This is a genomic window from Leuconostoc citreum (assembly GCF_004354555.1).
Taxonomy (GTDB): Bacteria; Bacillota; Bacilli; order Lactobacillales; family Lactobacillaceae; genus Leuconostoc; species Leuconostoc citreum.
The window spans coordinates 427443-453567 of sequence record NZ_PUFH01000005.1 but is presented as its reverse complement, the minus strand read 5'-3'; the positions used below and the strand labels follow the sequence as shown (position 1 = coordinate 453567).

Here is a 26125-nt window from a genome sequence, read left to right as displayed (position 1 = left end):
GGAGAATATATGTTAACGCAGGCAAGAAATGACAATGAAAAAACAGTGATGGGTATTTTATCATTACTACCAGGTCTAAGAGAATTACAACATCTTAACGCTGAAATCGCTTGGTATAATGACCGTGATACAAGACGATTATATATTTGGCGTGGTGAAGAACAAGCGCAAGGCGTTTTGGGTGTAGAATTCTTAAAAAAAGACATTGTACTCATTCGTCATCTAGCATTGACACCGGAGGCACGTTCAGCGAGCCATTATTTTGCTATGCTCACTGAGTTTCAGAAACAAAATCCAGATGTTTTCTTAATGGGTACTTTGGATAATCAAAAGTTGATTAATAAATGGAGAAGAACATTGTGACTCAGCGTTTAACAATCAAATTAAGTGAATTTGAAGGGCCATTAGATCTGCTGCTACATCTTATTAAGAAAGCGGAATTAGATATTTTTGATCTGCCTATTGCTGTGATAACTGAACAATATCTATCATTCATTCAAAAACAACAGAGCATGCAATTAGATGTTGCTAGTGAGTATTTGGTCATGGCAGCAACGCTTGTTCAAATTAAATCATCTGATTTACTGCCAAATGACACAATTGAAGTTGACGATATTGAAGTGGATTTTCTTGATCCTAAAGAGACACTAATGTTGCAATTGTTAACGTACAAGCAATTTCAAGTGGCAAGTGAATCCTTGCGAGAACGTGAAAATACCAACCAACAATCATTTTCGCGTTTACCAGCCTTGTCACCGGAATTCAATCAAATGGCGCTAAAGCCGCTCGCACCAGGGCTTGAACTGATAGATTTACAAGTTGCTTTTGAACATCTTTTACGTAAAAAAAGGCAGCAACAACCAATTAGTAGACGTGTTGTCAGTGAAAAATTTACGTTAGCGATGGCATTTGATTATATTGCCCAACAGCTACACGGACAACCCAGAGGCGCAATTATAGCCTTTGATGACTTGTTTGAGAATATGGCTGATAAGGAAGCAATGGTTATGATTTTTTTGGCTTTACTTGAAATGGCTAAGGAAACTAAAATTTCGTTTCACCAAGCTGATGCATCAGCTGATATTTTTTTAGAAATTGAGACATTAAGTGATGATGAATAATTTAGCGCAAATAGAGGCCTTGTTATTTGTGGCTGGCGATGAAGGGATTACTAGTCAAGCGTTATGCCAAATAACACAATTTGATAAGCCGGCAGTGATTGCATTAATTGAACAATTAGCTAATAAATATGCTAATGACACGATGAGCGCTCTAGAAGTAAGAGAAACTGATGGCGCTTACCGATTGGTCACCAAGCCTAGCTTAGGGGGCATAGTTAAAAACTTTTTTGATGCACCTGACAATGCCACACTGTCCCAAGCACAGCTTGAAACATTGGTTATCGTAGCTTATAAACAACCTGTGACACGTGTGGAAATTGACCAAATTCGTGGTGTACAGTCGGCGGGCACGCTTCAAAAATTGATGTTACGCCAGTTGCTTGTTGAAACGGGGCGAAAAGATGAACCGGGACGGCCAATTATGTATGGTACTTCAGCGATGTTTTTAGATTATTTTGGTCTCAAGTCGTTAACTGAGTTGCCACCGTTACCTGATTTTGAAACGTTAGATGTTGATGATGGTGGGACATTATTTGCAAACGTACTGGAATCAGAAAATTTAGAAATGAAAGAAGGGTAAAAAAATGTCTGAAGAAGAAATGCGTTTACAAAAAGTTGTTGCCCAAGCGGGGCTAGCTTCACGAAGAGGAGCTGAAACAATGATTACTGAGGGGCGTGTCAAAGTCAATGGTGAGACTGTCACAACACTTGGTGTCAAAGTTGGCATACATGACACTGTGGAAGTAGATGGTGCGCCGATTGAAGGACGTGAAAAGCTAGTTTATTACCTATTAAATAAACCCCGTGGTGTCGTTACCACAACTAGCGACGAGAAGGGTCGTAAGACAGTTCTGGACTTACTAGAAGATATTGATCAACGTGTTTACCCTGTTGGACGACTAGACTATGATACGACTGGCGCCTTGTTACTGACTAACGATGGCACTATTGCTAACCAATTAATGCATCCAAAGTCACGTGTCGACAAAATTTATCTTGCTAAGGTGTCTGGGATTGCGACTGTTGAAAAATTAGCGCCTTTGAAGCAAGGCGTTATCATCAAAGGCCGAAAAACAGCGCCAGCTCGTGTCACGATTGAACGTGTCGACAAAGATAAAAAAACTAGTATGGTACGTATTATTATTCATGAAGGACGTAATCATCAAGTCAAAGATATGCTGCAAAAAGTGGGCTTACCAGTGGATAAATTAACGCGTGAACAATATGCTTTCTTTGATTTAATTGGCTTACAGTCCGGTGAATATCGTAAATTAACTGGTGTTGAGGTTAAACGACTCAAAGCACAGGATTATAAAAATTATCGTAGAAAATAAATAGATTGCTTTTAATCAGTAATTTTGTTATGATATCAGTTGTAAAATTAAATATTACTTCAGGGTCGGGTGTAATTCCCAACCGGCGGTGAGACATGTTGAACATGGTAAGCCCGCGACCTGTGCAAACAGCTGATCTGGTCAAATTCCAGAGCCGACCGTAAAGTCGGGTATAAAGAAGTTAAAAAAGAAAGTTAAGACTGCCTTTTTGTGATACCCTGACAAATTGTGCAGTTTTTTTGAGGCAAAGAATATGTCTATTTCATTTACACGTACACAGCATTTGACGTTGATTGCTATTTTAAGCGCAATCTCATTTGGTCTAATGCTTTTTCCGCAGATACCCTTGATTCCGGGAGCGGATTTCTTAAAGCTTGATTTTTCCATTGTGCCTGTCTTACTAGCTGGTTATTGGCTTAATGTCACGGCCGCTATGTGGGTTGTCATACTGCGAACAGTCTTAAAGCTCATTTTGGCAAATGAGGGAATTAATACCTATCTGGGGTTGCCTGTCAATTTAGTAGCAGTAATGGTATTTACCTTGTTAATGTTTTGGGTCATGCCAATGTTTGAAACGCGTCAATTCCCACGCCAATTATTAGCAATAATCATAGCAACAGTTGGGTTAACTGTTGCTGCTGTGTTGATGAATTGGTTCGTTGCTGTGCCACTTTATTCGCAGTTTGCACATTTTGACATTGCGCGAATCATTGGCCTGGGACGTTATTTTATAGCCATGGTGATACCATTCAATATTGCACAAGGTATTATTTGGGGGCTAACAAGTATTATTGTGCTTTCGGTTATGAAACCGATGCAACGTAAAGTGATATCTTAATGAAACGTTATAAACAGAGACGACCTCAATGTGGTAAACTTTTAAGTGAACCTATTATAATGGAGGTCGTTTTATTATGAGCGATTTTGAGCCAAATAACATGAGCCGTATGGCACGTTCAAAAAAACAAAAAGTTGAGCCTGAATTTGCGCGCCAATCAGATAGAAGTAGCCATAAGCATAAGGGCTTTAAAATATTTTTGATTGTTTTGGGATTTGCTATTTTATCAAGTGTGCCCATTTATGGTGCACTTAATCACCAGAAAACGCCACAGCAGATAGCGACAGCAACTAGTAAAAAGTCGACATCACAGTCTCAAAAAGCTTCATCTGAACAATCATCTGAGACATCAGCACAAAGTTCCTCAGAACAAGCAAGTTCATCGGAAACAGTGGCTAGTAGCACAGAAGCGCCAGCTGCGGCTTCAAGTGAAGTAGCTGCCAGCAGTGCACCGACGGCACCAAGTACGCCAACAACTAATTCAGCAGTGTTGGGCGCTAGCCAAACACTATATAATTTTGCCGTGACACATGGCATGACAACGGATCAAGTCATTGCGCTTAATCCTGGTTTGTCAGTGAATAATTATACACAATATGCTGGCAGAACACTAAATGTTAAATAACTAATTTTAGAGGTTGATATGAGTCACAATTTTCAGATTGCAATTGATGGGCCAGCGTCGGCTGGAAAATCAACAATTGCTAAAATATTAGCAACAAATTTAAAGTATGTTTATGTCGATACAGGAGCCATGTACCGCACCATGACTTTAGCCGCTAAACAGGCAGGTCTGGCTTATGAAGATGAACAAGGTGTTGTTGATTTACTTGCAAAAACAGTGATTCGTTTTGAGCCCGGAGTGCCAACGCAGCGTGTTTTTCTGAACGATAGTGAAGTGACAGAGGCGATTCGTTCGACTGAAGTCACTAATAACGTGTCGTTGATTGCTTCTTATAAAGCTGTCCGAGCAGACTTGGTTCGTCGCCAACGTGACATAGCCAATAGTCAAAATGTCATTATGGATGGACGTGATATTGGGACAACGGTGTTACCAAATGCTCAAGTTAAAATTTTCTTGGTAGCTAGTGTGTTAGAAAGAGCAGAGCGACGTTACAAAGAAAATAAAGCCAAGGGCATGACAGTTGATTTAGAAACACTAAAAAGTGATATTGAAACACGAGACTACAAAGACTCTCATCGAGCGATCAGTCCTTTGATACAGGCAAAAGACGCGATTTTGGTAGATACTACCGGACAAAGTATCCAAGCTGTAGTATCAGAGATTACAAAGATTATTGAAAAAAAACAGAAACCCTAAGTTACAGCGTGAAAACGCTGTTTTTTACTATACAAGTGGCAATTATTCTGGTAAACTATACCCATAGTGTAAATTGTAGGAGGACGTTAGACGTCATGAGTGAAACAAACAACGAGTTCTTAGCAGCTCTCGAAAGCGCAGCAGATCAAATTAAGGTGGGAGATGTTGTCACTGGTGAACTTTTAGCCATTGATAATGATAACCAAGCGGTTGTTGGTTTGTCTACCGGTGAAGAAGGAGTTGTGCCAGCACGTGAGTACTCAGACGATCGTAACATCAACCTGGCAGACGAATTGAAAATTGGAGACAGCATTGAAGCTGTTGTTATTTCTAATGTTACTAGCGACAAGGAAGGCGTAGCTTACTTGTTGTCAAAGAAGCGTTTAGATGCACGCAAAGCATGGGAAAACTTGGACTTTGCTGAAGGCGACACTGTCGATGCAAAGGTTGTTAATGCAGTTCGCGGTGGCTTGATTGTCATGGTTAACGGCGTACGCGGTTTCGTGCCAGCATCAATGGTTGCAGAACGCTTCGTTTCTGATTTGAACCAATTTAAGAACAAAGATATTAAAGCACAAGTTATTGAAATTGACGCTGCTAATGCACGTTTGATTTTGTCACGTAAGGCTGTTGCTGCGCAAGAACGTGCTGCTCAGTTGGCTGAAGTATTTAGTAAGTTGTCAGTTGGTGAAGTGGTTGAAGGAACTGTTGCTCGCTTGACAGACTTCGGTGCTTTCGTTGACTTGGGTGGTGTAGATGGTTTGGTTCACGTATCAGAAATCTCACATGATCGTGTCAAGAACCCAGCCGATGTTTTGACAAAGGGTGACAAGGTTAACGTCAAGATTTTGGCTTTGGACACTGAAAAGGGTCGTATTTCATTGTCAATCAAGGCAACACAGCGTGGACCTTGGGACGAAGCAGCTGATAAGATTGCTGCTGGATCAGTGCTTGAAGGTACAGTTAAGCGCGTGAAAGACTTTGGTGCCTTTGTTGAAATTTTGCCTGGTATCGAAGGACTTGTCCATGTATCACAAATTTCAAACAAGCGTATTGAAAACCCTTCAGAAGTTTTGAAGTCAGGTGACAAAGTACAAGTTAAGGTATTGGATATTAAGCCAGCCGAAGAACGTATTTCATTGTCAATGAAAGCTTTGGAAGAAAAGCCACAACGTGAAGACCGTCGTAACAATGATGGTTCAGCATCACGTGCGGATATCGCTGCATACAAGCAACAAGATGATTCAGCTGCAACATTGGGTGACATCTTCGGCGATAAGTTGTAAGATATGACTAGGTAAGAGAGCTGGTTCGCCAGTTCTTTTATTTTGAACAAAGTTGAGTGGATAGTTTTTGGTAGTCCACGGTAAGAAAAAAGGAGGTGTCAGCATGGCAGCACCAGTAGTAGCTATTGTTGGTCGACCAAACGTCGGCAAGTCAACGATTTTTAATCGTATGGCTGGTGAACGTATTGCGATTGTTGAAGATAAACCTGGCGTAACGCGAGACCGCTTGTACGCGCCAGCAGAATGGTTGAACTATGAGTTCAGAATGATTGATACAGGTGGTATTGAGCTTGGAGATGAACCATTTCTAGCTGAGATTAGAGCACAAGTTGAATTAGCCATTGATGAGGCTGACGTCATTGTCATGGTAGCATCTGGTCGAGAAGGTGTAACCGCAGCTGACGAAGTTGTCGCAAAAATGTTATACAAGACAGATAAACCAGTGATTTTAGCTGTCAATAAAGTAGATAATCCTGAGATGCGTCAGGATATTTATGATTTTTATTCACTTGGTTTGGGTGATCTATTTCCTGTTTCTGGATCACATGGCCTGGGTCTAGGAGATTTACTTGATGCTGTTGTTAAGCATTTTCCTGATGAGGCAGCCGAACAAGAAGATGACGGAGCCATCCGTTTTAGTATTATTGGTCGCCCAAATGTCGGGAAATCATCTATTGTTAATGCGATGCTTGGTGAAGATCGTGTGATTGTTTCTGATATTGAAGGGACAACACGTGATGCCATTGATTCGCGCTTTGTGACGGCAGAAGGCGATGAGTTTATCATGGTTGACACTGCCGGTATGCGTAAACGTGGTAAAGTTTACGAGAATACAGAAAAGTATTCAGTCATGCGCGCGTTAAAAGCAATTGACAATAGTAATGTGATTTTAATGGTGCTAGATGCTGAAGCTGGCATCAGAGAACAAGACAAGCACGTGGCAGGTTTTGCTCATGATGCAGGTCGTGCGATGATTATTATTGTTAATAAGTGGGATGCGATTGAAAAAGACGGTCACACGATGAAAGAATTCGAAAATTTGATTCGTTCAGAGTTTAAGTTTTTGGACTATGCGCCAATTATGTTTGTCTCAGCAAAAACAGGTCAACGCTTAGATCGTATTCCACAGTTGGTTAAAGATGTGGACGATAATCATCGTAAGCGTATCTCGTCGTCAACATTAAATGATGTGATTATGGATGCCATTGCTGTTAATCCAACACCTACAGACAATGGGCGCCGTTTACGAGTGTATTACGCGACGCAAGTTGCCATTCAGCCACCAACATTTGTTATATTTGTTAATGATGTTGAATTGATGCACTTCTCATACGAGCGCTTCTTAGAAAACAAAATTCGTGAAGCATTTGATTTTACTGGCACACCAATAAAGCTGATTGTACGTGCACGTAAGTAAGCAGCATTGTTGCAATTAAAAAACGTTGTGCCCATCATCTTTTCGAACCTATGTTTTTTATGTGACAAAAAGATTACGAAACGCTGAAAACCCGCGTAAACACTACACATTGGGCGTTTCTTATGTTATTCTAATTACATGAAATAATGTTTCGGCACATTTCAAAACACTTCAAAACCGTATAGCGGTTAATAAATACTCTTAGGAGAAACAACATGGCTAACAAGCAAGAATTAGTAGATTCAGTTGCAAAGGCAACAGGTTTGACAAAGAAAGATGCTACGGCATCAGTTGATGCAGTATTTGCATCAATCGAAGAAGCTTTGAAGAACGGCGAAAAAGTACAATTGATTGGTTTTGGTAACTTCGAAGTTCGTGATCGTGCTGCTCGTAAGGGTCGCAACCCACAAACTGGCGCAGAAATCGAAATTCCTGCATCAAAGGTACCAGCATTCAAGCCTGGTAAAGCTTTGAAGGAAGCTGTTAAGTAAACTATTCCACGTCTAGCGGTTTATAGATGTTCTTATTAGTAGACATTTTTATGTGTTTAACTAATAAGCATACTTGGAGTAAGCTCTTAATGGGTTTGCTCTTTTATTTTACATAGACTAGGCTTTGATCTTTTCACACGTTCAAGATTAATCATGTATTTAAAGGGAGATACACCATGATTGTATTACATGTTTTATTTGGTTTAATGATTTTAGTTGGGACAATTTTGACTGGCATTTCTTTCCAAGGGGACACACAGAAGTTAACAAAGTTACAAAAATTTTCTTTGATTTTTACCACTTCAGCGATTGGATTGACGGTTATTGCTGTCATTAGTATCTCAAGTTCAGTTTACCTCGGAATAGCGTTGTTTGTTATTTTGGCAGTTTATGAATATTTTTCATTTCTACGTCAAACAAACTAATTATTATAAAAAGCCTAATCAGATCTGATTAGGCTTTTTTGATGCGCTGAAATTATTCGACATTGCGATTTCAGAAAGAAAAGTCTAGAATTGTCTTAAGTTAAAAATTATTATTATAGGAGGACGACATAATGTCAGTTGTATCATTAAGCGACGGTTTTAAGATACCACGTATTGGTTTTGGTACCTATAAATTAAATGGTTTTTCAGGGGCACAGGCGATTAGCTCAGCTTTAACAGTGGGTTATCGGTTAATCGACACGGCCTATAATTATCAAAACGAAGGGACAGTTGGTCGTGGTATTAAGGCGTCAATGGTGCCTAGAAATGAACTATTTATTCAATCTAAGTTGCCGGGTAAGTATTATGCAGATGAGCAGGCCACTATAGCATTGGTTCAAGAATCACTATATCGTACGGGGCTAGATTATTTTGATCTATATTTGTTGCATTGGCCAAATCCAATCGACGATCACTATTTAACGGCTTGGCAAACACTCATCCAGCTGCAAAAATTTGGGTTGGTAAAATCCATTGGTGTTAGTAATTTTTTGCCAGAACATATTGAACGCCTTCAGAGAGAGACTGGCGTTTTACCAGTAGTTAATCAAATTGAGCTGCATCCGTATTTCAATCAAAAAGAAATGATTCAGTACAATACAGAAAAAAATATTCTGACACAAGCTTGGAGTCCTTTGGGACGAGCAAGTCGACTTTTAAAGGATAATCTATTGTTAGAGATTGCTGAAAAATATCATAAAAATGTCGGTCAAATTATTTTACGCTGGGAAACACAACAGGGTGTCATTCCGATTCCTAAAGCAGTCAGTTATACCCGACAAGTTGGCAATTTAAATGTATTTGACTTTGAGCTTGAATCGGCAGAAATGTTAGCAATTGATTGTCTTTCTAAAAAGGATGGGCGTACGAACAACCAAGATCCTGCTGTTTACCAGGAATTTTAAGCATAACTTTTAGTTCTCTATCATTCATGAGATTTGTATAATGCCTTTCTGTAGCATTTCTCATCAATAATATGATATAATATAAATGTAACATCAAATAAATTTCAAGGAGAACATCAATATGTCAGTCGAAGAAAAGTTTGATAATGCTAAGGACAAGGTTGCTGGTAAGGCAAAAGAAGTAGAAGGCAAGGTTACCGGGGATAAGGCGCGTGAAGCCGAAGGTAAAGCGCAAGGATTTTTTGGCAAAGCCAAAGATAAGCTATCAGATGCTGCTGAAACAGTTAAAGATAAGGCAGAAGAGGCGGTTGATGCCGTTAAGGATAGCGTTGATAATTTAAAAAAGTAAGCAGTGACGTCAAGGCCATCTCTTAAGAGATGGCCTTTTTTAGTTGTTTAGACGGTTTATATGATAAAATTAAATGTTATTAAAAGTATGCGATGACTGAATGTCGAGAAATCAAACATAAAAAATGAGTCACCAAGCAAGGAGTATGTCATGGAAGTCAATTACGCCCAAGAAATGTTGGACGCCTTATCACAAGGACAAATGGATGCTGCGCAATCTGCGTTTGCCAAATCGTTGCGACAGGATAGTGATGAATTAATCTACAGTTTAGCTGAGGAACTGTATGCGCTTGGCTTTTTAAACCAGTCGAGGCGAGCATATAAAAAATTATTGGCAAAATATCCCGATGAAGATGACATTCGTACGGCGCTAGCCGATATTGCTATTGAAGATGGTGAAGTGGATGAGGCACAGAATTATTTAGCGCAAATCAAACCAGACTCGCCAGCTTATTTGCAAGCCTTGCTTGTCAAGGCAGACATTTACCAAGCCGAAGGGCTGACAGAATCGGCTGAATATAGCTTATTGCAAGCAGAAGATTTGGCACCAGAAGAAATAATCATCCAATTTGCTTTGGCAGAATTTTATTATGCTAACCTTGCTTACCAAAAAGCCATCCCCAGATATCGTAAGCTACTACTCCAAGGCGAGAGAGAAATTAGCCGGGTAGATATTGTTGCACGTTTAGGCGTTGCCTATGCTGCTGTTGGTAATTACGATAATGCGATTGGTTACTTGGAACAGATTAAACCACAGCAAATGACTTTGGATACACAATTTCAACTTGCTGTGCTGTATCAAGAAACAAATCGGGAAGAAGAAGCGATTAAGTTATTTAATGCGATTTTGGATAGCGACCCTAAATATACGTCAATATATCCATTATTGGGCCAGAGTTATGAACGATTACAACAACCTGAGGAAGCTTTTCGCGTTTATCAAGCTGGCTTAATTCAAGATGAAATGAACACGAAGCTTTACCATTTGGCTGGTCATGCAGCAGAAAAAAGTGGGGACGATACCGTAGCGGAGGCTTATTACCAAAAGGCATTGTCAATTGACGAGAGTGATACCACGGCGCTGTTTATGTTGGCTGACTTATACTTACAACATAATCAGTATGCGCAAGCGTTATCACTATTAGAAAAAGAGAATAAAGAAATAGAGGATGAGCGTTTCAATTGGTATTTAGCACGTATCTATCAGGCTATTGGCGATGATGGCAAGGCAAAGCAATACTGGCAAGAAGCTACACCGTTATTTCAAGAAAATTCAGATTTCATGTTGGACTTAATTAATTGGTATCATGAGCAAGGACAACCTGAAGCTGAGATTGAAGCACTTCAGCGCTATCTATTCCTCGTACCTGATGATTTAGATATGCAAATGCGTTTAGAAGATTTGGCTTATTAATTAAGTAGATATCGCATGATATAAATGATTATTGTTTTGTATACAGTAATTTTTGGTATAATAAATTCAAGGACTTTAACATGAAAATCAGTACGTTGCCACAAGAATTTATGCAAGCACAACCCATTTTGGAACATATCGAATCAGCTGGATTTGAAGCTTACTTTGTGGGTGGCGCTGTGCGTGATATGTTATTAAATAAGCCAATTCATGATGTGGATATTGCTACTTCTGCTTTTCCCGAAGAAATAAAAGCCCTATTTACTAAAACAGTTGACACGGGTATTCAGCATGGCACGGTTATGGTTTTGGATCATGGTGATGGCTACGAAATCACGACCTTTAGGACGGAGTCAACTTATACAGATTTTCGCCGACCAGACAAAGTTACTTTTGTACGTAGTTTAGCGGAAGACTTAAAAAGACGTGATTTTACAATCAATGCCATTGCAATGACTAAAGATGGTGACATCATCGATTTATTTGATGGGTTAACTGATATGGCACAAAAACGTATTCGAGCTGTTGGAGATGCTGAGGTGCGCTTTAACGAGGATGCCCTGCGAATTATGCGTGCGTTGAGATTCAGTGCACAACTTGGTTTTGATATTGCGCCACATACTAAGGCAGCCTTGAAGCAAATAGGCCCCAATCTTGAAAAGATTGCGGTTGAGCGTATTCGCGTCGAGTTTGAAAAATTGTTAATGGGGCAATATGCTTCAAATAGTTTGTCTGTCGCTATTGAAGCTGACTTAATCCGGTATTTACCCGGACACATTAAAAGAGAAGATTGGTTGACCATCACAGCTGATCTCAAGCGCAATCAGCCACAGGCAAGAACAGTCATCTGGCCTTACTTTTTATCACGGTTGTCGCTTCGACTAAATGAATTACAGTTATTTATGCGAAGTTGGAAGACTAGTCGGGAAGATATGCGTGCGGTATTAAGTATCGTCCCTATTGTTAAACATGTGCAAACTGTTAGTGTCTTTGAACTGTACGCAATTTATGATTATCAGGCATTATTGTTTGAAGTGTTAACCCTTGTTGGTACACCGTTGGCGACACAACAGCGTGTCAAACAAATATTTGATGCGCTACCTATAACACACAATCGCGATATGTGTATTAGTGGGGGCGACCTCCTGGCTAACAACATTGTTACTCCCGGACCACAAATGGGACGCATTTTGACACAATTAGAGCATGCCGTTATTCAGCGTATCATCAGTAATCGACCAGATAGTTTGTTAGAATATGCAAAGGAATTGGTAGATAATGAAAAAAATTAGAATGGTCTGGGCAGAAGATAGCACGCATGCAATCGGTAAAAACGGTCAACTCGCTTGGCATTTACCTGATGATTTAAAGTTGTTTAAAGCGGAAACTATCAATACATTAATGGTGATGGGGCGAACGACTTGGGATACAATTGGTCGCCCATTACCAGGACGGACGAGTTTAGTTTTAACACATCAAAAAGATTTTAAAACACCGTATGATGATGTTATCATTGCGCACTCTGTTGATGAAGTCCTAGATTATATTGAAAAAGAAACTAGAGATATTTCCATTGCTGGTGGCGCTGCAATATATCATGCGTTCATGCCCTACGCAACTGATTTGATTGTGACGCGCATTGACGTGACAATTGCCGGTGATACTTTTGTTGATGCGATTGACTTATCGCAATTTAAGCTAGTCAGTGCAACAGCACATGACAAAGATGATAAACACGATTATAGTTTCGTTGTTGAACGCTATGAACGTCAGAACTGAGGAGCCTTATGTCTAATATTAGAATTGTAACGGATTCAGCCGTTGCTTTAACACCAGAAGAAATTCAAAAGTATGAAATTACTGTGGTACCATTGACAGTACAAATTGATGGCGTAGTCTATGAGGACGGTGTGACACTACAGCGTGAAGCTTTTTTGGAGCAAATGGCAGTTAGTCAAAATTTACCGCAGACATCGCAACCATCTATTGGTAAATTTCAAGCAGCATACGAAGATATTCGTACACATTATCCCGATGCAGAAATTTTAAGTATTCATTTATCTTCTGGTCTGTCAGGGACAGTTCATGCTGCTGAGCAAGCGGCTGCTTTAACTTCAGCTGAAATTACTACGTTTGATACGTTAAACGCGGATCGTTCTCAAGCCTTTCAAGTGCTTGTAGCAGCTAAAATGGCGCAATCGGGGGCAAAAATGTCTGATATTTTGACTGAACTGGAACAAGTCCGTCAAGAGTCACATACTTTCTTGAGTTTCACCTCGTTAGATAACATGGTCGCCGGTGGGCGCCTTAGCAAAGCATCTGGTATCATTGGTAATCTATTGAATATTAAAGTTGGTGCCGGTGTGGATGCTACTGGTTCTGTAGAAGTCTTAGCTAAGGGCCGTGGTATGAAAGCCATTGCTAAGTTTAATGACGGCGTGATTGCTAAGATGCAGGACTATTCAGAAATGTTAGCTATTGGTGTGTCGCATGCGGGCGTACCGGAAGTCGCCGAAAAAATGGCGCAGCGTTTAAATGCTATCTGGCCAGAAATAAAAATTGAAGTGATGACGACTGGTCCAATTATCTCAACGCATACTGGTATCGGTGCTTTAGCGATATTATATCGTGCACGTTAAATAAAACCCAAAACGGTGAAAAATCGTTTTGGGTTTTATTTTGCTCATTTTTCTGCTATGCTTAATAAGCATTTATCAAAAGCAACACAATGTGTTGGACTAGTTCGGAAACTTCCTAGGATAAAAAACCAAGTAACCTTGAAAGGTAGGAGAGATAATGCAAAAACAAAAAGTAATCATTGATGCCGACCCAGGAATTGATGATAGCCTAGCACTACTTATGGCGCTCAATTCACCAGAGTTGGATGTCATCGGTATATCTATTGTCGCGGGTAATGTGCCAGTAACAATTGGCGTACAAAACGCTTTAAAAGTGTTACAAGAAGCAAAGCGTTTAGATATACCAGTATTTGCGGGGGCAACACACCCACAACATCATGAGTATGTCAGTGCGCAAGACACACACGGTATGGATGGTTTGGGTGAAAGCGATTTATCGTCAGTTGAAGGCGTTACGACCTATAATTTGAACGAGGTCGATGGCTACAGTCAATTGCTGGCATCGGCGCAAGATGTTTGGTTTATGGCACTTGGTCCGCTAACAAATGTTGCAGCATCTATACAGCGACAACCGGCATTGTGGCAACATGTGTCACGTTTAATTATCATGGGTGGGGCGTATAAAACAAATGGGAATACATCGCCTGTAGCAGAATATAATTTTTGGGTCGATCCTGATGCAGCCGATTATGTCTTACAAAACAGTCCTATCATGATTGAATTAGTGCCATTAGATGTCACAAGAAAAATAGTGATGACGCCTAATATATTGCAAATGATGCAATACATTAACCCAGAAAAATCAGAATTTGTAACAAAGATTATTCAATTTTATTTTGATTTTCATTGGCAGCAGGAACATGTTTTAGGCGCAGTCATTAATGACCCATTAGTTGTTTTTTATGCGCTACATCCAAAATTATCAAGACAGCTTACAACCTTCATGACAGTCGTCACGAGTGGCATTGCATTGGGTCAGAGTATTGTTGATATCGCTGACTTTTGGCATGAAAAGCCAAATGCCATACTTCTACAAGAAATTGATGCGCGAGCAGCGATGGCCTTTATAATAGCTCGCTTACTGAATATTTCCTTAGAAAGAGCTATGGAAGAGTTAGACAACATTGCGACTGATTTGGAGTGCTTATCATGACTAGGCATATTTCAGCACAGAAAATAGCTTTAATCGCACTTTTTATTGTCATCAATATTGTTGGAGGCCATTTGGCTTTATATACAAAATTGCCAATTTATCTTGACACTATTGGCACTTTACTAGGCAGTGCATTTTTTGGTCCGGTTGGTGGCTTAATCACTGGTGTGTTAACGGCTTTAATTAACGGCACAACCGGTGATTTATTTTCAATATATTTTATGCCAAGTCAAATGACAACAGCGCTAGTCTCTGGTTTTATTTATCGTCGTGTACGGGCAACGGATGTAAAAAATATTTGGTGGCTAGCCTTGATTATCTCTGTACCGGCGACAATCGTGAGTACAATTATTACAGTGATTCTATTTCATGGGATTACTTCTTCAGGTTCGAGTTTACTGGTTCAAATACTGTATGGTCTCGGTTTCAATCAAGCCTTATCCGTCTTTATTATTCAAGTTGGGACGGATTTTCTTGATCGCTTAATCGGGGTCTATGTTGTTGCAGCTGTTTATAAGACCATAACGCATTATATTAAATGAGATTTAATCACATTTCATTTTAACATAGTGGTTGACAATTCTAATTAATCATTATATGATATAAACATTAACAGAAATGAGAAAAATTATGAACACATCAATCTTGAAAAGCAATCGTTATTATTACTTCTGGTTTATGTAGAACCGTCGCATGTTAAGTGCGTCGGTATACGACGCACTTAGCGACCAGAAGCTTTTCGAGGCTGAGTCACTAGGTGAGCATCACTTAGTGGCTTTTTATTTGTCAATTGATGACTATTTAGAAAATCGTACTAGGTGAACTGCACCTAGTACGATTTTTTTGGAGGAATAGTATGAGTGAATTATTAACTACGACTGAGACTGACTTGAAACATGTGAATCATTTACGTGTTTTAGCAAATCAAATGATTACCGAAGCTGGATCTGGTCATCCTGGTATTGTATTAGGTGCTGCACCCATATTATATGAATTATATGCTAATCAAATGCGTATTAATCCGCAAGATCCGGGAATGCTCAACCGTGACCGCTTTGTTTTGTCTGCTGGTCATGGCGCGGCTTTATTATACGCTACGCTATATGCTGCTGGTTTTGATATTAAGCCATCTGATTTATCACAATTTCGTACCCTGCATTCGAAAACACCCGGTCATCCAGAAAAAGGGGTAACACCTGGCGTTGAAGCGACGACAGGGCCGTTGGGGCAGGGGTTAGGCATGGCTGTTGGTATGGCCATGGCAGAGGCACGACAGCATGCATTATTTCCTAGCGTTATTAATCATTTAACATTCGCATTAGTTGGTGATGGTGATTTAATGGAGGGGGTTAGTCATGAAGTAGCTAGTCTCGCAGGTCAACAACAATTATCTAAACTGATTGTGTTATACGATGATAATGACGTCACGTTAGATGGTTCGAAATCACGTTCGGATACATCAAATCAACTACAACGTTTTGAAAGCTACGGCTGGGATATACGCCATGTTGCTGATGGTAATGATATTAGCATGATTCACGATGCGATTGAAAATGCCAAGTTATCACCCGAACCAACGTTGATTGCTGTTAAGAATATTATTGGCATTCATGGACCATTTGAAAATAGTCACAGAGCGCATGGCACGCCTTTGACAGCCAAACAGTTAGAGGATTTATCAGCTGTACTTGATGTGCAAATGACACGATTTACATTAGATGAAAATATCTTGTCTTCAATACGTACACGTATTAAACACCGTTTGTCTACGATGCCTGTCCCAAGGAAAGCTGAGTTGATAGCTTATAAGCAGCAGATGGCCGAGATCCCGTTAGAATTACCAAATCTATCAGAACATATCAAGTCACGCCCTGGACGACAAATAGCGGGTCACGTTTTACAACAGTTTGCAAAACAAATGCCCCAGATATGGGGTGGATCGGCTGATTTAGTTGCTTCCACGCAAGCCGAGATAGTTGGTTCTGGTTTATTTTCACCTGATAATCGCACGGAACGTAACATTGCTTTTGGTGTCCGAGAATTTGGTATGGGCAGTATTATGAATGGTATTGCACTACACGGTGACACAAAAATATTTGGAGCAACATTCTTAGCTTTTTCGGATTATATGAAAGCAGCTATTCGTTTAAGTGCTTTACAGAAGTTACCAGTGATTTACGTTTTTACGCATGATAGTCTTACCGTAGGTGAGGATGGCCCGACACACCAACCAATAGAACAGTTAATGGGGTTGCGATTAATACCAGGCGTTGATGTCTTGCGGCCTGGTACAGCAGAAGAAATTGCTTCCGCCTGGCAATTTGCTCTATCATCGAAAAAGCGACCAACAGTATTGATTCTGAGTCGCGGTGTGATTGGCACACAAGGCGATAAATTATCGGGACAATTAGCCATTCAACATGGAGCGACACAAATAGTGGCACATGAAAGTCCTGTGGTCAATATCATCGCTTCTGGGTCTGAAGTACAATTAGCTTTGGCAGTTAGTCAACAACTACAGCAAACTAATCGTGTCATTTCTATGCCTAATATGACTCGCTTTTTAGCTCAAAGTTCAGATAGTAAAGCAGAAATCATACCCAAAGATGGTGCGAAAAATGTGATAATAGAGGCAGGCACAACGCTGGGATGGCAAGCCGTAGCAGGTGATAATGGTCTAGTCATCGGTATTGATGAGTTTGGCTTAAGTGCCAAGCCACAGACACTATTAGATACTTTCGGCATGACCACCAGTTGTATTGTTGCTAAAATTAATCAACATTTGGAGAAATAACGCATGACTTTATATGGCTTAATTGCTCACCCAGCAGCACACTCGTTATCACCTATCATGCAGAATGAGATGATGATAGCACGACAAATTAACGGTCATTATCATAGTTTTGATATTATACCCAGCGATTTAGAATCAGCAGTTTTGGGTTTGCGTGCCTTGCATGTGGGTGGCTTTAACGTATCGACGCCATTTAAATCAGCTATTGTACCATTTTTAGATGAATTGACGCCTTTAGCGCAACGATTACAGGCTGTTAACACAGTTAAAAACATTAATGGCCGTTTGGTAGGTACATCAACAGACGGTGATGGTTTTTGGCAAAGTATTAATCCGCATCAACCACATGAACATGTTGTCATACTTGGTAACGGTGGGGCTGCTAAATCGGTTATTGCTACAGCACATCATTATGGTGTACGTCATTTAGCAGTTTTTAATCGTTCACACACTGATTGGTCGCAACGAGAGACACAAGTTGCTTACCTAAGCCAAGGTATTGGTCAGTTATCAGATTTAGCTGACAATCAGGCGTTGACTGACGCGTTAGTCAATGCCGACATGCTAATCAATGCCACAACCGTTGGGATGAATGATGCCAGAACACTACTTACAGACTATCAAATTAGTCTATTACCACAACATGCATTGGTTGTGGATATGATTTATCGCAATCAGCAAACTGGTCTGCTTAAGACCGCACAAAAACAACAACTTTTAATACAAAATGGCCTGTCGATGTTAATTAACCAAGGCGCACTAAGCTTCGAATTTTGGTTTAATCAACCGGCAGACCGTCAATTAATGGCAAATGCAGTAAGAGGAAAAGATAATGATATTAGTAACTAAAGACAATGATACAGCTCATAGAATCGCACAGAAACTTGACACAAATAATCCCATCAAACCTGTTTTTGTACATCATAATCGGGTGGCGTTGGCTGGTGTTAAGATTTTACCTGAAGCAACGTTAGACGATTTAAAAAATGATATTTTAGAAGTGATTACCAATCACCATACAGCTATCGCATCATCACGAGATTTTCATCCAGAAGACACCATCATTAAAACGAAGCACAGTATGATTGGTGGTAAACATTTTGTATTCATGGCAGGACCAGATGCCATTGAAAGTGCAGCACACGTGCTTGAGATGGGAAGAGCTGTGAAAGCAGCCGGTGCAACTGTTTTACGTGGTGGTGCTTTTAAGCCAAGAACGTCGCCTTATTCATTCCAGGGGAATGGTGAAGCGGGCTTAAAGGCTCATCGTGCGGCAGCTGATGCTTTAGGAATGGATATGGTAACAGAAATACTAGATACCAAAGATGTCGATTTAGTTGCCGAATACACAGATATTTTTCAAGTTGGCACACGTAATATGCAAAACTTTGCTTTACTAAAAGCACTTGGACAAAAACGCAAACCAGTGGTCTTAAAACGAGGCATGTCAGCAACAATAGACGACCTATTAAATGCTGCTGAATACATTGTAGCTGGTGGTAATAATCAAATTATTTTAATGGAGCGCGGTATTCGTACTTATGACAACAAGTACACTAGAAATACTATCGACGTGTCAGCCATACCAGTGCTGCAAAGTTTAACTCATTTTCCAGTTATTGCTGATGCATCACATGCTGCTGGCGTTGCAAAGTTTGTCACACCACTAGCATTGGCCGCTGTGGCTGCTGGTGCGCAAGGACTCATGACAGAAATACACGATGATCCAGTGCATGCATTCGTTGATGGCGCACAGGCGTTAACACCTGATCAATTTGCCAAACTGAGTCAGAAAGTTAATGGCATTCGTGCGGTGATAGAAGAATAAAAGACAAAAAACGAAGGGAATTTTGACGCATGACAGTCATCACAGTGTCCTTAGAAAAAAAACAGTATCAAGTGAAAATAGACCGCCGTCTACATCAAGAAATTGGGCAAGCAGTTAGCCTTGTCTGGACACCAAGACGAATAGCGTTACTGACAGATAGTCATGTTGGGCCACTTTATTTAACAGCGGTGCAACAACAACTTGAGATGTCTGGATTTGAGGTTTTACCATTACAAGTACCAGCTGGGGAAAGTTCTAAATCCTTGAAGACAGTAGGTGAATTGATTGGCAAGATGGCCGAAAAAGGTTTTACGCGTGATGACGGTTTAATTGCCTTAGGTGGTGGTGTCATTGGTGACTTAGGTGGTGTTGTGGCATCGCTTTACATGCGCGGTATTGCTTTGATACAAATTGCGACATCACTTACTGCACAGGTCGATTCATCTGTCGGCGGCAAAACGGCTATTAATTTGTCGCACACGAAAAATATTGCAGGTACTTTTTATCAACCTGATTTAGTCCTTGTCGATCCGACCTACCTTGATACACTAGCAGATCGCGATTTGGTTGAAGGTTATGCAGAAGTTGTCAAGACATCGGTGTTAGCCGGTGGTAGTTTCTTTGATTTAACAGGCCGTATTTATGGTGTGACTGACATACGTGACAATGCGGAAAAATTATCGACCCGTGCGGTTGCATATAAAGCACAAGTGGTAATGGCTGATGAAAAAGAAGCAGGACAAAGGCAATTTTTGAACTTTGGTCATACTATTGGTCATGCCATTGAATTATTGGCTCATGGTGAATTACGCCATGGTGAAGCTGTTGCTATTGGTATGATTGCTATGTCATCACGTATGACACGTGACGGTCTGACACCGGCTTCATTAACCGCGGCTTTGCGTGCCAGACTTGAAACAGTTGATTTACCAACAACATCTGATTTGATTGGCACGCCAGCTTTTTTCAAACACATGGTTAACGATAAAAAAAATCGCGGTGGGCGATTAAATTTAGTTGTACTTAAAGATATAGGTCAGCCGATGATTGTGCAAAAAGCGATTGTCGACATGCCAGATTTTATTAATGAAAATGAAGGGAATAACAGATAGCAATATTTATTTGTTAGATAAAACATCATGAGATATACAACTGCTGGTGAAAGCCACGGACCAGAAGAAATTGCGGTTATTGAAGGTATTCCTGCCGGATTACACATCACACAGGAAGATGTTAATGCGCAATTGGCTAGACGACAAAAAGGATATGGCCGAGGAGAACGACAAAAAATCGAAACGGATACAGTCACTTTTCTGACTGGCATACGTCATCAAAAGACTTTAGGTTCGCCAATTACCCTAAATGTACATAATGATGACCACAATAATTGGTCAAAGATTATGGCACCAAACGAGCCACAAACACCAGAGAATAGTCTTCGTAAGGTCTTACGGCCCCGTCCAGGTCACGCTGATTTAGTTGGTGGGATTAAATATCGTCACCATGATGATTTGCGTAATGTTTTAGAAAGATCATCTGCACGTGAAACAACAATGCGAGTAGCAGTTGGTGCTGTGGCTAAAAAATTATTAGCCGAAATTGGTGTTGATGTACATGGCTTCGTTGTTAATGTTGGCCCAGCTAAATCGGATTTATCAACGTTAACACAATATCAAGATTTAGAAGCATTACGTCAGGTGACTGAGAGTTTTGAGACGCGTGCATTAGATGCTGCTGCTGATAAAGCGATTCGAGATGTAATTGATAGCACTAAACGTGATGCCAATACCGTGGGCGGTCAGGTTCAAGTAATGGCAACAGGGGTGCCTGTAGGCTTAGGTTCCTATATTTCAGCTGACGATAAATTAGACGCTAAAATTGCACGGGCTATTGTTGGCATTAATGCTTTTAAAGGGGTGCAATTTGGTGGTGGTTTTGATAATGCAGAAAAGTATGGCGACCAAGTCATGGATGAAATTTTTTGGCGACCTGAGAAGGGATTTTATCGTGGCTCTGATAATTTAGGTGGGTTTGAAGGGGGGATGACCACAGGTGAAGCCATCGTTGTACGAGGTGTTGTTAAGCCCATTCCGACACTCTACCGTCCAATGCAATCTGTTGATATTGATACACATCAAGATCATCGGGCATCAATTGAACGTTCTGATACAACGGCTGTGACTGCTGCGGCTGTTATTGCTGAAGCGATGGTAGCTATTGAGTTGGCCAAAGCGGTTTTAGATAAATTTGATGCCGATAACATCGATCGTATGAAAGAGCAAGTTGCTGCCTACCGTCAAGAGGTCAAAGCATTTTAATAGACAATAATGATATCATTTCAGGAGGAATAGCATGATTAGACTCACGCCTGCCTCAGCACATGGGTTACATGGACATGTCACTGTGCCTGGTGACAAATCAATATCACATCGTGCGTTAATGTTTGGCGCTATTGCCAAAGGGCAAACGGTAATTACTAATTTTTTAGCTTCAGATGATGTGTTACACACGATGACAGTTTTTCGTAATTTAGGTGTGGCTATTCAACAAAATGAAAATAGTGTGCGTATTCAAGGGCAAGGATTTGACGGTTTAACACCACCTAAAAAGCCACTTGACATGGGTAACTCTGGTACATCCACACGGCTGCTCATGGGGTTACTGAGCAAACAAAATTTTGATATGTCAATCATTGGCGATGAATCATTAAGCCAGCGACCAATGACACGTGTGATGAAACCCTTAACAGAGATGGGCGCCAAAATTGATTTAACTGCCAACGGGACTTTACCAGGTGTCATTCAGGCTAATGCAACACTGCGTGGCATCACTTACGATATGCCAGTAGCCTCAGCACAAGTTAAAAGTGCTATTTTATTAGCGGGTATTCAGGCTGAAGGTGAAACGCGTGTGATTGAAAAAATAGCATCACGAGATCATACTGAGCGTATGTTGCGACAATTTGGTGGTCAACTTGAATCTAAAAACGGTGTTATCACGCTAAAAAAACAGCAACAACTTCAAGGGCAACATGTTGACGTACCGGCAGATATCTCCAGTGCAGCCTTTTTCTTAGTGGCTGCCTTAATTACACCAAACTCTGAATTAACCATTAATCGTGTTGGTATTAACCCAACGCGTGATGGTATCTTAAAAATATTAACGCGCATGGGCGCTAGTATTGAAGTGACGCCGATAGACACGCAAGGTGAACCCTTAGCTGATTTGACAGTTAGAACACAAACTTTGCATGGTATTGATATTACGGCTGCTGATATACCCAGTGCAGTAGATGAACTACCAATTATTGCTCTAGCAGCGACACAAGCCGATGGCGATACGATAATTTCTGGCGCAGAAGAGTTACGTGTCAAAGAGACAGATCGTATTGCGACTGTTATCTCAGAGTTAAGTAAGCTTGGAGCCAATATTGAAGAAAAACCCGACGGTATGATTATTCATGGTGGTCAGTCATTGACTGCAGATAATGATGCTGTGCTGCTCGATTCCTGTGGGGATCATCGTATTGCAATGATGAATGCCATCGCTGCACTGATTACAACAGGCGATGTGATATTGACTGGCGAAGATGCGATGAGTGTATCTTATCCTGGCTTTTTAGAAGATTTATCTGAGGTTATGCTATGATTATTGTGATTCAAGGTCTCGGGGAGATGGGGGCGTCATTAGCAAGTGCTTTAAGTCAGCGTGTTGAGAATCACGTGATAGGGATTGATAATCAGCTGTTATCACGCCAATATGCGATGGCAAACAACATTGTAGATGAGACGGCTACTAGTTTAGCTGATGTCGTCAGTCGCGCCGAAGTTATTATTTTAGCCACACCGATTGCTGTCATTAAGCAAACACTAAAACAATTAGCAGTGTTACCACTTAAACCCAATGTTATTATTACAGATACGGGGTCGACTAAGTCAGAAATTATGTCACTGGCTGAAGCGTTTGTCCCTAAAACAGCGACTTTCATTGGTGGCCATGCAATGGCTGGGACACAGAATAGCGGTGTTAGCGCCGCAAATAGTGATTTATATCGTGAAGTACCATATTTTCTAGTGACAAAACATGCGCCAAAAGAGACGGTTATCAAATTACAGAGTATTCTGGCACCGATAGCGGCACGCTTCATTGAAATAGATGCGCAGCAACATGATGAATTGGTGTCATGGATTAGTGATGTGCCACATATTGTCTCATTTGCCTTAATGAATGCAATTATGCAACATTTCCATTCAGTTTCTGATTTTGGTCCCTATGTGGCCGGTGGTTTCAAAGACACAACACGTATTGCAGCAAGTAATCCAGAAGTTTGGCGTGATATATTACTCAGTAATAAAGCTGCTATTTTATCGAGTAATCAGGACTTGATTGATGAATTGCATCGCTTTAATCAAGTTTTACGTCAAAATGACAGTCTTGGTTTAGAAAAGCTCATCACACAAGCGCAACACGCACGACAACAATTATGAGGTAATAATGATGATTAAAGAACCAGAAACACTCATTTTAGTTGGCTTTATGGGAGCAGGAAAAACAACCGTTGGCCAAGAAATTGCCCGTCAACACCACTCACAGTTTGTAGATATTGATTCTGAAATTGAACGTATAGCTAAACAGTCTATTCCTGAACTCTTTCGGTCACGGGGTGAAGCAGGTTTCCGCCAGATTGAATCAGAGGTATTAGCTAGTTTACAAACATTTAAAGGTATCGTAGCAACAGGTGGCGGTGTGGTTGAACGCATGGAAAATTTAGAGATACTGAAGCAATCTGCTGCAACAGTTATTTACTTGCACGGTAATTTAGAGAGTACCATTAATCGACTATTAATAGAAGGCCAGCGGCCGTTATTACAAGAAAAATCAACAGCTGACTTTTTTAATTTATGGCAGTTACGTGATCCTAAATACAAAATGATTGCTAATTTTACAGTTGAAACTGTTGGCAAAACACCGGAAAGAATTGCCGCAGAGATTATTGCGCTATTTAGTACTAATGAAGATGAGTTGGCATTACTGCAATTACGTTCAGAAATAGATGCGTTCGATCGTCAAATTTTTCAGATTATTGAACGGCGGATGCAAGTGGTCACAGCTGTCGCTCACTATAAAGCGCAATTTGGTATGGCAACCATACAGCAGGAAAGAATGCGTAACATGCGTACGTTACTAAAATATGATTTTGAACAATCTGAAGATATTACAGATGAAATGATTGATCAGATAATGACAATTTTGACGTCATCAGCTATTGCAAAGGAAAATAAGCAGTTGAAACGATGAAATTACACACATTAGGCCCTACAGGAACGGATTCACAACGTGCTGCAATGCATTTCATAACGACGCAAAAAATAGTACTGCATGACAGTTTTGAAGAAATTTTTTTACATTTAGACGATTATGTCGGTGATCAATTAATTGTGCCTGTGGCATTTAAATCTAATCGTTTACCCGAACTCAATTGGGCTGATATTAATTATTCAGAATGGCAACGCCTTGCTATAGTGACAACTTTTGCTTTACCATTACTGACACTTAGTTTGGTTGAAAATACAAAGTTTAAGCGAAATGTGGCAATTATCCACGCTGCCACAGAAGGGTTGCTTTTGCGCTACTTACGTGAGCAAGGTTTAGATAATGCTTGGGGGCCTTCTGTCGTTTTTTCACCAAGTAAGCCAGTTGCCTTGGCGGGCTTTATAAATGATCAGAATCGGTTTACAATAGTATCGGAAGAACAGTTTCTAAAATTACCAGAAAGTGAAGACCCTAAGTACCAAGTACGCCAAAGTTTGCAGCCGCAGATGGTATGGGTCGTTTATCAAATTAAATGACGTTAAGAGAATTATTGAAGTTACCAGCTAGCTTAGATGATAAGCCAATTATTGCCGTGCCATTGACATTGGGACCAACTGATAAGTTAACGCCCTTTGCTCGGGCGCTACAAGAAAAAAATCCAGATATTGTTGAATGGCGCGCTGACTATATTGCTGATGAATTTAGTCAAGTCATGGTGTGGCAGCAAGTCAAAGCGGGCGCACAAGCAGAGTTATCACAGAAAAATGTATCGGCAATGACAGAAGCTAAAAAGCTGGCTGAGATGGACCGTGCTCAGGAAGAGTTTAATGCAAACTGGCCAATCATGAACAGTCAAATTATTAAAGAATTGGCTGGGTCCGTCTTTAACACCATTGGTAGTTTTCCAATTATATTGACTTATCGCACAAAGGCGCAAGGTGGACAAGGCGAACTTTCACCGATTGAATACACTACTTTCATGGTTTCAGCATTGCACTCAGGTTACCATTTTGCTGCTGTTGATGTTGAGTATACACTTGCAAGTGAGTTGCGAGATAAAATTATTGCTGCTGCCCATGAAACAAACACACCCGTTATCTTGTCGTATCACGATTTCAATGAAACACGGGCAGTTGATCAGTTGATAACCGATATGAGTCGTACAGGCGCTGATATTATCAAGTTAGCTGTCATGCCAAAAACGTTAGCAGATGTGCAACTATTACTTGATGCAACGCAGGATGCATCAGTCCAACAACCATTAATTACGATAAGCATGGGACTGATTGGCCAGCAGTCACGTGTAGTTGGTTATCGCTATGGCTCAGAAATGACATTTGCCACATTAGATAATCAACAAACAAGCGCACCCGGTCAATTAACAATAGATGAATTATTACAAGCTTGGCAAAAATAAAAAAGACGCGCAAATTCGCAC

At 40.4% G+C, this 26125-nt stretch carries 29 protein-coding genes and 1 riboswitch; all 29 genes read left to right on the top strand.

Features of this window, described 5'->3' with window-relative positions; genetic code table 11:
• The first annotated feature begins 9 nt into the window (after positions 1 to 9).
• The 29 genes from C5L21_RS06650 (at position 10) to C5L21_RS06510 (ending at position 26104) form a co-directional block, all read left to right on the top strand.
• A complete protein-coding gene (locus tag C5L21_RS06650; RefSeq protein ID WP_004904068.1) occupies positions 10 to 363 on the top strand; it encodes a hypothetical protein in 354 nt (117 codons plus the stop codon).
• Positions 345 to 1121 carry a segregation and condensation protein A gene (locus tag C5L21_RS06645; protein WP_133286216.1) on the top strand — a complete coding sequence of 259 codons (777 nt, stop codon included), beginning with the start codon at positions 345 to 347 and terminating at the stop codon, positions 1119 to 1121. Before C5L21_RS06650 ends, C5L21_RS06645 begins: the two co-directional genes overlap by 19 nt.
• Entirely contained in the window at positions 1114 to 1701 is a 588-nt protein-coding gene (scpB, locus tag C5L21_RS06640; protein WP_085699292.1) for an SMC-Scp complex subunit ScpB, read from the top strand. Before C5L21_RS06645 ends, scpB begins: the two co-directional genes overlap by 8 nt.
• Before the next feature lie 4 nt (positions 1702 to 1705).
• Positions 1706 to 2455: a pseudouridine synthase gene (locus tag C5L21_RS06635; protein ID WP_004899882.1), complete on the top strand. Its 750-nt coding sequence runs from the start codon at positions 1706 to 1708 to the stop codon at positions 2453 to 2455.
• A 51-nt stretch (positions 2456 to 2506) separates the two neighbouring features.
• A riboswitch (FMN riboswitch) is annotated at positions 2507 to 2642 on the top strand.
• A gap of 66 nt (positions 2643 to 2708) precedes the next feature.
• Positions 2709 to 3293, top strand: coding sequence for an ECF transporter S component (locus tag C5L21_RS06630; protein WP_085698944.1), 585 nt, complete (start codon positions 2709 to 2711; stop codon positions 3291 to 3293).
• Positions 3294 to 3369: 76 nt separating this feature from the next.
• On the top strand, positions 3370 to 3918 hold the full coding sequence (locus C5L21_RS06625; protein ID WP_085698946.1) for a brain acid soluble 1 family protein: 549 nt from the start codon (positions 3370 to 3372) through the stop codon (positions 3916 to 3918).
• 18 nt (positions 3919 to 3936) lie between these two features.
• Positions 3937 to 4614, top strand: coding sequence for a (d)CMP kinase (gene cmk, locus C5L21_RS06620; protein ID WP_004899873.1), 678 nt, complete (start codon positions 3937 to 3939; stop codon positions 4612 to 4614).
• A 95-nt stretch (positions 4615 to 4709) separates the two neighbouring features.
• The gene (gene rpsA, locus C5L21_RS06615; protein ID WP_004899870.1) at positions 4710 to 5900 is read left to right on the top strand and encodes a 30S ribosomal protein S1; all 1191 of its coding nucleotides are present in this window, start codon (positions 4710 to 4712) and stop codon (positions 5898 to 5900) included.
• A 103-nt stretch (positions 5901 to 6003) separates the two neighbouring features.
• Positions 6004 to 7317 carry a ribosome biogenesis GTPase Der gene (gene der, locus C5L21_RS06610; protein ID WP_004899868.1) on the top strand — a complete coding sequence of 438 codons (1314 nt, stop codon included), beginning with the start codon at positions 6004 to 6006 and terminating at the stop codon, positions 7315 to 7317.
• A 215-nt stretch (positions 7318 to 7532) separates the two neighbouring features.
• Complete coding sequence (locus C5L21_RS06605) at positions 7533 to 7808, top strand: HU family DNA-binding protein (protein WP_004899865.1); 276 nt, start codon at positions 7533 to 7535, stop codon at positions 7806 to 7808.
• A 176-nt stretch (positions 7809 to 7984) separates the two neighbouring features.
• Entirely contained in the window at positions 7985 to 8233 is a 249-nt protein-coding gene (locus tag C5L21_RS06600) for a hypothetical protein (RefSeq protein WP_004899862.1), read from the top strand.
• A gap of 131 nt (positions 8234 to 8364) precedes the next feature.
• A complete protein-coding gene (locus tag C5L21_RS06595; RefSeq protein ID WP_085698950.1) occupies positions 8365 to 9198 on the top strand; it encodes an aldo/keto reductase in 834 nt (277 codons plus the stop codon).
• A 121-nt stretch (positions 9199 to 9319) separates the two neighbouring features.
• Entirely contained in the window at positions 9320 to 9547 is a 228-nt protein-coding gene (locus C5L21_RS06590; protein ID WP_004899857.1) for a CsbD family protein, read from the top strand.
• Between the two features lie 150 nt (positions 9548 to 9697).
• Positions 9698 to 10960 carry a tetratricopeptide repeat protein gene (locus C5L21_RS06585; RefSeq protein WP_085698952.1) on the top strand — a complete coding sequence of 421 codons (1263 nt, stop codon included), beginning with the start codon at positions 9698 to 9700 and terminating at the stop codon, positions 10958 to 10960.
• 80 nt (positions 10961 to 11040) lie between these two features.
• On the top strand, positions 11041 to 12252 hold the full coding sequence (locus C5L21_RS06580) for a CCA tRNA nucleotidyltransferase (RefSeq protein ID WP_085698954.1): 1212 nt from the start codon (positions 11041 to 11043) through the stop codon (positions 12250 to 12252).
• Positions 12239 to 12739 carry a dihydrofolate reductase gene (locus C5L21_RS06575; protein ID WP_036069277.1) on the top strand — a complete coding sequence of 167 codons (501 nt, stop codon included), beginning with the start codon at positions 12239 to 12241 and terminating at the stop codon, positions 12737 to 12739. The genes C5L21_RS06580 and C5L21_RS06575 overlap by 14 nt, the downstream gene beginning before the upstream one ends.
• An 8-nt stretch (positions 12740 to 12747) precedes the next feature.
• The gene (locus tag C5L21_RS06570) at positions 12748 to 13599 is read left to right on the top strand and encodes a DegV family protein (protein WP_085698956.1); all 852 of its coding nucleotides are present in this window, start codon (positions 12748 to 12750) and stop codon (positions 13597 to 13599) included.
• Positions 13600 to 13756: 157 nt separating this feature from the next.
• Positions 13757 to 14752 carry a nucleoside hydrolase gene (locus tag C5L21_RS06565; RefSeq protein WP_085698958.1) on the top strand — a complete coding sequence of 332 codons (996 nt, stop codon included), beginning with the start codon at positions 13757 to 13759 and terminating at the stop codon, positions 14750 to 14752.
• Complete coding sequence (locus tag C5L21_RS06560; protein ID WP_004899844.1) at positions 14749 to 15294, top strand: ECF transporter S component; 546 nt, start codon at positions 14749 to 14751, stop codon at positions 15292 to 15294. The genes C5L21_RS06565 and C5L21_RS06560 overlap by 4 nt, the downstream gene beginning before the upstream one ends.
• 314 nt (positions 15295 to 15608) lie before the next feature.
• Positions 15609 to 17546 (top strand): transketolase family protein, encoded by a 1938-nt coding sequence (locus C5L21_RS06555; RefSeq protein ID WP_085698959.1) that lies wholly within the window; start codon positions 15609 to 15611, stop codon positions 17544 to 17546.
• A 3-nt stretch (positions 17547 to 17549) separates the two neighbouring features.
• Positions 17550 to 18395: a shikimate dehydrogenase family protein gene (locus C5L21_RS06550; RefSeq protein WP_040176829.1), complete on the top strand. Its 846-nt coding sequence runs from the start codon at positions 17550 to 17552 to the stop codon at positions 18393 to 18395.
• Entirely contained in the window at positions 18379 to 19374 is a 996-nt protein-coding gene (gene aroF, locus C5L21_RS06545) for a 3-deoxy-7-phosphoheptulonate synthase (protein ID WP_085698961.1), read from the top strand. Before C5L21_RS06550 ends, aroF begins: the two co-directional genes overlap by 17 nt.
• Before the next feature lie 29 nt (positions 19375 to 19403).
• Positions 19404 to 20486, top strand: coding sequence for a 3-dehydroquinate synthase (gene aroB / locus C5L21_RS06540; protein ID WP_085698963.1), 1083 nt, complete (start codon positions 19404 to 19406; stop codon positions 20484 to 20486).
• A gap of 27 nt (positions 20487 to 20513) precedes the next feature.
• The gene (aroC, locus tag C5L21_RS06535; protein ID WP_085698965.1) at positions 20514 to 21692 is read left to right on the top strand and encodes a chorismate synthase; all 1179 of its coding nucleotides are present in this window, start codon (positions 20514 to 20516) and stop codon (positions 21690 to 21692) included.
• 34 nt (positions 21693 to 21726) lie between these two features.
• Entirely contained in the window at positions 21727 to 23022 is a 1296-nt protein-coding gene (gene aroA / locus C5L21_RS06530; RefSeq protein WP_085698967.1) for a 3-phosphoshikimate 1-carboxyvinyltransferase, read from the top strand.
• A complete protein-coding gene (locus C5L21_RS06525; protein ID WP_085698969.1) occupies positions 23019 to 23861 on the top strand; it encodes a prephenate dehydrogenase in 843 nt (280 codons plus the stop codon). Before aroA ends, C5L21_RS06525 begins: the two co-directional genes overlap by 4 nt.
• Before the next feature lie 10 nt (positions 23862 to 23871).
• Positions 23872 to 24672, top strand: coding sequence for a shikimate kinase (locus C5L21_RS06520; protein ID WP_036058330.1), 801 nt, complete (start codon positions 23872 to 23874; stop codon positions 24670 to 24672).
• Positions 24669 to 25223 (top strand): hypothetical protein, encoded by a 555-nt coding sequence (locus C5L21_RS06515; RefSeq protein WP_004904053.1) that lies wholly within the window; start codon positions 24669 to 24671, stop codon positions 25221 to 25223. Before C5L21_RS06520 ends, C5L21_RS06515 begins: the two co-directional genes overlap by 4 nt.
• Complete coding sequence (locus C5L21_RS06510; protein WP_085698971.1) at positions 25220 to 26104, top strand: type I 3-dehydroquinate dehydratase; 885 nt, start codon at positions 25220 to 25222, stop codon at positions 26102 to 26104. The genes C5L21_RS06515 and C5L21_RS06510 overlap by 4 nt, the downstream gene beginning before the upstream one ends.
• Positions 26105 to 26125 lie beyond the last annotated feature (21 nt).